The 7,712-nt window shown below is 49.4% G+C and carries 8 protein-coding genes; 4 read left to right on the forward strand and 4 right to left on the reverse strand.

Features of this window, described 5'->3' with window-relative positions; genetic code table 11:
- Positions 1-269 (forward strand): transposase (locus tag O3C43_24055; GenBank protein MDA1069560.1); only part of this gene is annotated, 269 nt, incomplete at its 5' end.
- 107 nt (positions 270-376) lie between these two features.
- On the opposite strand, the gene O3C43_24060 is transcribed toward O3C43_24055, so the two are convergent.
- Positions 377-1,369 carry a phosphotransferase gene (locus tag O3C43_24060; protein ID MDA1069561.1) on the reverse strand — a complete coding sequence of 331 codons (993 nt, stop codon included), beginning with the start codon at positions 1,367-1,369 and terminating at the stop codon, positions 377-379.
- Positions 1,370-1,487: 118 nt separating this feature from the next.
- On the opposite strand from O3C43_24060, the gene O3C43_24065 reads away from it, so the two are divergent.
- Both O3C43_24065 and O3C43_24070 read left to right on the forward strand, forming a co-directional pair.
- A complete protein-coding gene (locus tag O3C43_24065; GenBank protein ID MDA1069562.1) occupies positions 1,488-2,333 on the forward strand; it encodes an MBL fold metallo-hydrolase in 846 nt (281 codons plus the stop codon).
- A 22-nt stretch (positions 2,334-2,355) separates the two neighbouring features.
- Positions 2,356-3,069, forward strand: coding sequence for an HAD family hydrolase (locus O3C43_24070; GenBank protein MDA1069563.1), 714 nt, complete (start codon positions 2,356-2,358; stop codon positions 3,067-3,069).
- Between the two features lie 123 nt (positions 3,070-3,192).
- Here O3C43_24070 and O3C43_24075 read toward each other — a convergent pair whose 3' ends face one another.
- The 3 genes from O3C43_24075 to O3C43_24085 all read right to left on the reverse strand — a co-directional run bounded on the left by O3C43_24075 (position 3,193) and on the right by O3C43_24085 (position 6,180).
- Complete coding sequence (locus tag O3C43_24075) at positions 3,193-4,029, reverse strand: enoyl-CoA hydratase (protein ID MDA1069564.1); 837 nt, start codon at positions 4,027-4,029, stop codon at positions 3,193-3,195.
- Positions 4,030-4,098: 69 nt separating this feature from the next.
- A complete protein-coding gene (locus O3C43_24080; GenBank protein MDA1069565.1) occupies positions 4,099-5,070 on the reverse strand; it encodes a nitronate monooxygenase family protein in 972 nt (323 codons plus the stop codon).
- Positions 5,071-5,394: 324 nt separating this feature from the next.
- Positions 5,395-6,180 carry an SDR family oxidoreductase gene (locus O3C43_24085; protein MDA1069566.1) on the reverse strand — a complete coding sequence of 262 codons (786 nt, stop codon included), beginning with the start codon at positions 6,178-6,180 and terminating at the stop codon, positions 5,395-5,397.
- Positions 6,181-6,626: 446 nt separating this feature from the next.
- On the opposite strand from O3C43_24085, the gene O3C43_24090 reads away from it, so the two are divergent.
- Positions 6,627-7,607 (forward strand): transposase, encoded by a 981-nt coding sequence (locus O3C43_24090; protein MDA1069567.1) that lies wholly within the window; start codon positions 6,627-6,629, stop codon positions 7,605-7,607.
- Positions 7,608-7,712: the final 105 nt, after the last annotated feature.

The raw sequence follows: 7,712 nt of genomic DNA on the forward strand, positions 1-7,712 counted from the left end.
GTAGATTACTCGTTTTGATGCCGGATCATTTGCACGCACTAGTTTCATTTCCTCAGGATACGGAAATGAAGAAGTTCATTTCTTCCTGGAAAGGTTATTTGGCTAAACACTGTGGTATTAAATGGCAGAGGGATTTTTTCGATCATCGGATTCGTAATTGGGAAAGTCTGGATGGGAAGGCCGATTATATTCGTCAAAACCCCGTTAGGAAGGGACTGTGCAAAAGCGCGGAAGAATGGCAGTGGATGCTCGACTATTGGCGAGAATGATTTGATTCATACGGAAAATCGGCGCGGCAAGATGCCGTCGCCCTACCAAGTTTTGAGATCAATGTTGGCCAAGAGCTTTTAACTCCGCCAGCTTCCAAATCTACCTTTTACCGATTGGCTATTCGCCAGCCGATGTCCGATGTAAAAGCTATACGATCTTTCATTTCGACCGCGGAGGATGAACTCGCATTTCCCTGTAGTCCGCGCTTGTAGACACCTTGAATAATACTGGCTAAACGGAAGAAGGAGAATGCCAGGCAGAAGTTCCAATTCTCGATGTCTTGTCTACCGGTAAGTCGGCAATAGTCTTCCACCATTTCGGTTTCACTGGGAATTCCGTCTACGGCCGAAATTCCGTCACCATCCTGATGCTCATGGTATTTCATGCAATTGTATGCCAGGTCAGCGAGTGGATTTCCCAGAGTCGACAATTCCCAATCCAAAACGGCGATACATTTTGGCTCCGTCTCATGATACATCATGTTATAGAGCTGATAGTCGCCATGCACGATACTGGTGCTGTCGTCACTGGGCATGTTCTCAGGCAACCATTTGATGAGATTATCCATGGAAGGAATCTCATGTGTCCGGGCTGCCAGGTATTGCTTGGTCCATCGTCCGGTTTGGCGGACGAAGTAGCTGCCTGGTTTCCCGTAGTTGGAAAGTCCTGCCGTCTCATAGTCAACCGTGTGAAGAGCCGCCAGCACTCGAACCATGTCAGAGTAAATATGTTTACGGTCCTCGGGTGAGTCGTCCGGGAGCGCCGGGTCTTTGAATACACGTCCTTCGAGATACTCCATGACGAAAAACGGAGTTCCAATTATGGAGCTGTCCTCTGAAAGTAGATAAATGCGGGGTACTGGGACATTGGTATCCTGAAGGCCTGCGTAGAGGCGGTATTCCCGCTCCACGGCGTGCGCACTTGGCAAAAGATCGCCAGGTGGTTTCTTTCTCAACACGTATCGACCGCAGGGTGTTGTCAATAGAAAGGTAGGGTTGGACTGGCCGCCTTCAAATTGCTGAACCTTCAAGGGACCGGAGTAACCATCGAGTTCGTTTTCCAGATAAGTATTTAGCCTATCCTCGTCGAAACGATGCATAGGACGTGGCTCGATCAAATTGCTATCTCCCATTTTCTTGTGCTTTGATTTTGAAATCTTGGTTATACTGTGGTTCTTATCAACAGCCTTCTACACAAAACTCTTTTTTCCATACTTAATGAAACTATATTCGGTTAATACCGGCCACTTTAAACTGGATGGAGGTGCCATGTTTGGCGTGGTTCCAAAAACTCTCTGGCAAAGGACCAATCCAGCAGATGAAAACAATATGTGCAGTTGGGCAATGAGATCGCTCCTGATCGAAGATGGAAACCGACTCATGCTTGTGGATACCGGTATGGGAGACAAGCAGACGGAAAAGTTCTTTAGTTATTTCTACCTGCATGGAGACGATTCGGTGGACAGATCTCTCGCACGCTACGGGTTCAATAGAGCGGACATCACGGATGTTTTCCTTACCCACCTGCATTTCGATCATTGCGGCGGATGTATTCAATACGACTCCACGAAAGAACATCTGATTCCTTCATTCCCCAATGCCACTTATTGGAGCAACGAGGAGCATTGGGGCTGGGCAACGAATCCTAACCCCAGGGAGGTGGCCTCCTTTCTACGCGAAAATATCCTTCCGATTCAGGAAAGTGGCCAACTCAAATTTCTAGCTGAAGGAGATTCTCTTCTACCAGGTATCGATATCATGCGGGTTCATGGACACACGGAAGCTCAAATGTTACCGCGAATTAAGATCGATGGAAAAACCTTGGTATTTGTGGCCGACCTGATTCCTTCAGTTGGGCACCTTCCCATTCCTTATGTGATGGGCTATGATGTAAGGCCGTTGGTAACGATGGAAGAAAAGGTCAAGTTATTGGATCAAGCCGCAAAAGAAGACTATTTTCTCTTTCTCGAGCATGATCCGATCAATGAGCTATGCACCGTCCAGCAGACGGAGAAAGGTGTTCGCCTAAAAGCAATTCATAAGGTCGAGGAAGTATTTGGATAATAAGTAAAACCGTTGAACTAGCGTGGAGAAGCGAATAAACATCAAAAACAAAGTTCCGAAGGCGATACTCTTCGACCTCGGCAGCACGCTGCTTAGTGACAGTATGTCGGGCGGTCTTAGTATGAGAGTGAGGACTCATTTGAAAAATGACACCTTCAAGCCATTCGTAGAAAAAGGATTTGATCTTCCTGTCGAGCTCGCCGCAGCGATGGATGGAATGTACCGAGATGGATTGGAAGAGTTTCGTCTAAGGAAGTGGCTGGAATCCCATCTGATATGGAAGCATGCAGGTCAAGCTGGGTCGATGGAGCGTATAATCCGCTCGACCATTATTTCCTACTCACCTCCAAAGGATGCCAGTCGTGTACTTCGGGCGCTCATGTCACTAGACATTCCCATGGGCGTGGTCAGCAACTCGATCTTCAGCGCAGATCTTTTACGAAATGACTTGGAGACCCTCTCAGTACCGGAAGCTTTTAGCTTCGTCATTTCAAGCGCAGAGTTTGGGCTGCGAAAACCGCACCCCCAGATTTTCAAAGACGCGGTTAAACAATTGGGAGCCGAGCCTTCGTCGACCTGGTACGTGGGTGACCTATGGGAAAACGATGTGATGGGTTCAACCGGTGCTGGTCTGATTCCTGTTTGGTTGCACGCGCATGCTACAGCGCCTGATGTGTCGGTCTCCCATTTACGTGTGAAGAATTGGACTGAGCTGGGTGAGTTGGTGGGGGGGTAGAACCACCCATGAAATGGTAGGGCGGTTTGGGTGATGTCGCAAGCTTCTCGGTAGCCAAAACCGCCGTGACAACGACGGCTCGCTTGGCAATCGAGCCCTACCTTGATTTAAGGAATATTGACCCTACTTCCCTGTAAAATTCGGCGCTCGCTTCTCGACAAAGTGGGCCACCCCTTCTTTGAAGTCATCGCAACGGAAGCTGTCGGCCATGTCGAGGTTGGCGGCGTCTGTGGCTTCCGCGAGGGTTTGAAATAGAGCGTTGTAGACCTCTTTTTTTATTAATCTCAACGAGCGCGGTGATACATTGTTGGCGAGGTGGTTGGCGTATTTCAAAACTTCATCCATCAATGAATCATGTGGAATCACCCGGCTGACCAATCCCATGCGAAGCGCTTCATCTGCGTTGATCAAACGTGCTGAGTAGAGGAGATCAAAGGCGTTGGAGATGCCGATTAGCCGGGGGAGCATCCAGCTTACGCCGTGTTCGGCGATCAGTCCGCGCTGGGCGAAAGCCGTTCCGAATCTTGCCTGATCGGAGGCGAAACGAATGTCGCAATAAAGCGGAAGCACAAAGCCGAGGCCGACGGTGGCTCCGTTGAGTGCACCAATTATCGGTTTGCTGATCGCAGGGAAATAACTGTTGGTTTTCCGGAAATCCTCTCTCGTATCGTCGCGTGGGTGCATTTTGCAATTCTCCTTTACCCACTCTTCGTTTGAAACATTGGACCAATCCGAAGTCGACGTATTGCCGAGGAGTTTCATATCCGCACCTGCGCAAAATCCACGGCCTGCACCGGTCAGGATGATAACACGGACATCCTCGTTTTCTTCTGCTCGATGGAGCGCATCGAATAGATCAGCCTGTAGTTGTCTTGTGATCGCATTCATGCGGTCTGGGCGGTTTAATGTGACGATAGCCACCTTGTCTTTTTCTTCGTAGAGAACTGTTTCGTATTCCATGGTTATTTCTGTTTAGATTGAGAATGATTTTCTATTGTTATTCAAAAATGTATACTGAGTGTTCTGATGCTATGATTTAAGGCTCTGGAGCCTATTGATGATTTGACTGGCTTCTTCCATGATGCGATCGATGAGCTCCTTGCAAGTCGGGATGTCGTGGATGAGTCCTTGAACCATTCCTGCTGACCATATGCCGTGTTCTACATCTCCCTTTTCAAAGACAAGGCGTCCCCGCTGTCCGGATACGAGGTGGGCGAGGTCATCGATAGTTGCATTGCCTTTCGCCTCGATGGCAACGACTTCCCGGCTCACACTATTGCTCGCTACACGGGCCGTGTTTTTCAGTGTGCGAAAAATCATTTCTGTCGCGCGCTCATCGTTCTTTACCATCTGCTGCTTCACGTTATCATGAACAGGCGACTCTTTGGTTGCCATGAATCGCGTTCCCATATTCATGCCTTCTGCACCGAGTGCGAGAACTGCTACTAGGCCGCGTGCGTCGCCAAGTCCGCCGGAAGCAATCATGGGTATTTTTATTTTGTCCCGAGCAATGGGTAGTAAGACGAGGTTGGTCACGTCGTCCTCACCCGGATGACCGGCGCATTCGAACCCGTCCATGCTTATGGCATCGCAGCCAATACGCTCTGCTGTCAATCCATGACGGACGGAGGTGCATTTGTGAATCACTTTGACGCCCGCTTTCTTAAAATCGGGAAGGTGGGATGAAGGATTGTTCCCGGCTGTCTCAACCACCTTTATCCCTGACTCGATGATCGCTTGGCGATACTCATCGTACGGAATTGGCTTGAGCGACGGTAGTATCGTCAAATTGACTCCAAACGGTTTGTCGGTCATTTCGCGACAGCGTTGCACCTCTTTAACAAGATCTTCGGGCGTCGGTTGAGTGAGTGCCGTCAGGAATCCCAGGGCTCCTGCGTTCGCTACGGCAGAAACGAGTTCTGCTCGGCCCACCCATTGCATGCCTCCCATGACGATCGGGTGTTCAATGCCAAAGGTTTCGGTGAATCTTGTTTTAATCATGGAGATTAGAGAAGGATGGGATGTCTGGGAACGGAAGCCCAAGGGTATTGAAGGATTGTTGGAGGCTTAAAGTTGAATGAGTAGAACGGGGCTGTGTTTTGAGATCTAGTATCGGTTTTCTTTGTTAAACTGTTTTACCGACCGTTCGGTAGAATTCAAGCTCGAAAAGTGTTGTGATAGGATTCCCTGGATGGAGATGTAGGAGGTGCAAATTTATTCGCGACTTTCCTGGGAACGCCAAGCCCCAGCTTGGCTCTTTTCTTTCGAGTCGCGAATTACGGTGGCCTTGCCGGCACTGTAATGAAATATCAAAGAAAAAGGAACTCAGTTTTTTCGTTCGTTGGTTTTATCGCGAAACCGTCGCATACCGCTCAACCAGCGATCATAGTCCGCTGTTTTGCGCTGCATGTAGGTGAGGACTTCAGGGTGAGGAAGTATGAGAAACCGTTCCTCATCCATTCCCTGGATCGTTGCATAAGATACTACATCGGGCTCTATCATGCCGTCCCATCCAGCAACTCCACCATCCGTTCCAGCAGTCATGGCGGTACGAACGGCTTGCGGACAAATAACAGAAACACGAATGCCCTGGTCATGGTGAGCGATGGCCAACGATTCAGCAAAGCCGATGGCTGCATGCTTGGTGACCGAGTAGGGGGCTGCGCCGATCTGGCTTAGCAAACCTGCAGCGGATGCTGTGTTCAATAAATAGCCGCTGCCACGTTCTATCATCTTCGGCAGGACAGCGCGGGCTGCATAAATGTGAGCCATTACGTTGATCCCCCAGATACGTTGCCAATCTTCGTTGGATGCAGATGCTGAGTGTTCGGTATCGAAGGTGCCACCTATTCCTGCGTTGGATGCAAACACATCGATACGTCCGTATTTCTTTTCAGCCTCCTCCACTACCCGGATGATATCCGCTTCGATTGACACATCTGCTCCAAAGCCGATGCCATTGACGGATTGAGCCACCTCGATAGCACCTTGTTCGTTGATATCAACTGCCACGATACCGGCCGCGCCTTCTTGATGGAAACGTTCGCAGAGTGCCTTGCCAATCCCACTGGCGGCACCTGTGATGATCGCGATTTTATCTTTGAGCTTCATTGGAGTTAGTTAACTTAATGTTGAAAATTGAAAAAGGCTGCCAAAGTCAATGCTTCTGCCAGGTGAAGCCCATTTAGATTGTTTGTTTCGTCACTCACTTTTTTTATAAATTTCTTTGAGAGCTGGCATATGTTTGGGAGGACTGCCGTAGAGTGAACCATGTAAAAACTGCACTGATGTTTCAATAGTGAAGGAATTCAGTTTTTTTCCGGGTATTTTGCATCAGATCATAATCGGGTCCATTTCCGCCCAAGCTTGCTGGATCTTGCACGGTTTGCCAATGCTCGATGTCGGCGAAACGTGAAAGCATGTAGACTTCATCGAATTCCGGATTCTCGATCGGAGTGCCTCCAGGCAGTGGCCCCGCTTACGTGTTCGCAAAGCCCAAGAGGGTCAGTGGTCAATTATCAAGTTGACAGAGAACTTTCTTTGCATTGCGTTTGGTTATGGCCCGTAAGCCCAGATTGGAAAGCAATGCCGGATTGTACCACGTCCTAAATCGAGGTAATTACCGCGGAAACATCTTCGAAACCGAAGGAGCAAAAAATTCTTTCATAAAAACGTTGTTCCAGGCGTGCGACAAATTCAGTTGGGAACTTTCGGCGTTTTGCCTGATGAGTAACCATTATCACCTTTGTCTTGGCACCCCGCTGGGAAACCTATCGGTGGGGATGCGATGGTTGTTGGGCACTTTCGCGGTTCGCTTCAATAAGTACCGCAAGGAACAGGGGCATCTGTTCCAAGGACGGTTTAAGTCCCTGATAGTTGAGCCGGGACCACATTGGTTGAATCTGGTGGACTACATCCATTTGAATCCCGTTAGAGGGGGATTAGCCGAGATTTCCATGCTCGGAAAATATCCCTGGTCGAGCCTGTTCCATTTCCCGAAACGCAACAGCCGTCCCAAGTTTCTGGATAGCGCCTGGATGGACTATTTTGAGGATTTCGATGACAGCAAGGGAGGATGGACACGTTACCTCAACCATCTCCGCTTGGTTAATTCCGATGATCCGCAAGAAATCGAAGAGCTGGACCGCCGTATGTGTCGCGGCTGGAGCCTGGGATCTTCTGAATTTGGCAAAGCGGTTTCCAAAGAACTTGAAAAGCAGCCCTCGGCTCTGCGGCTTGAGCGTGAGGACCTTGCCGATTTCAACAGAACGCGATGGGAGGTATATTTGGAAAATTGCCTGGGGTGCCTGGGAAAAACCGCGGCGGATGCCCGGACCGGAAAACGTTCGGCGGATTGGAAATTAGCCATCGGCGCGAAATTAAAGCGGGAAACGTCAGTGACCAACTCCTGGTTGACCGAACGCCTGCATATGGGAACCGCTCGCTCGGTGAGTGCGATCTGTGGTCTCTATGCGCGTGAAGCGGAAGGATCGTGCCCATACGCCAAACGCCTCAAAAAATTGACTATTGACCACTGACCCTTTTCCTTTCACTCTGACCCTTTTCCTTTCACTCACCGCGGTATTTTGTCCGTTGGATTGAGTACACAGCAAAACAGGCGCCGTCAGGAAAATCGAAATGCC

The organism is Verrucomicrobiota bacterium, assembly GCA_027622555.1.
Taxonomy (GTDB): Bacteria; Verrucomicrobiota; Verrucomicrobiia; order Opitutales; family UBA2995; genus UBA2995.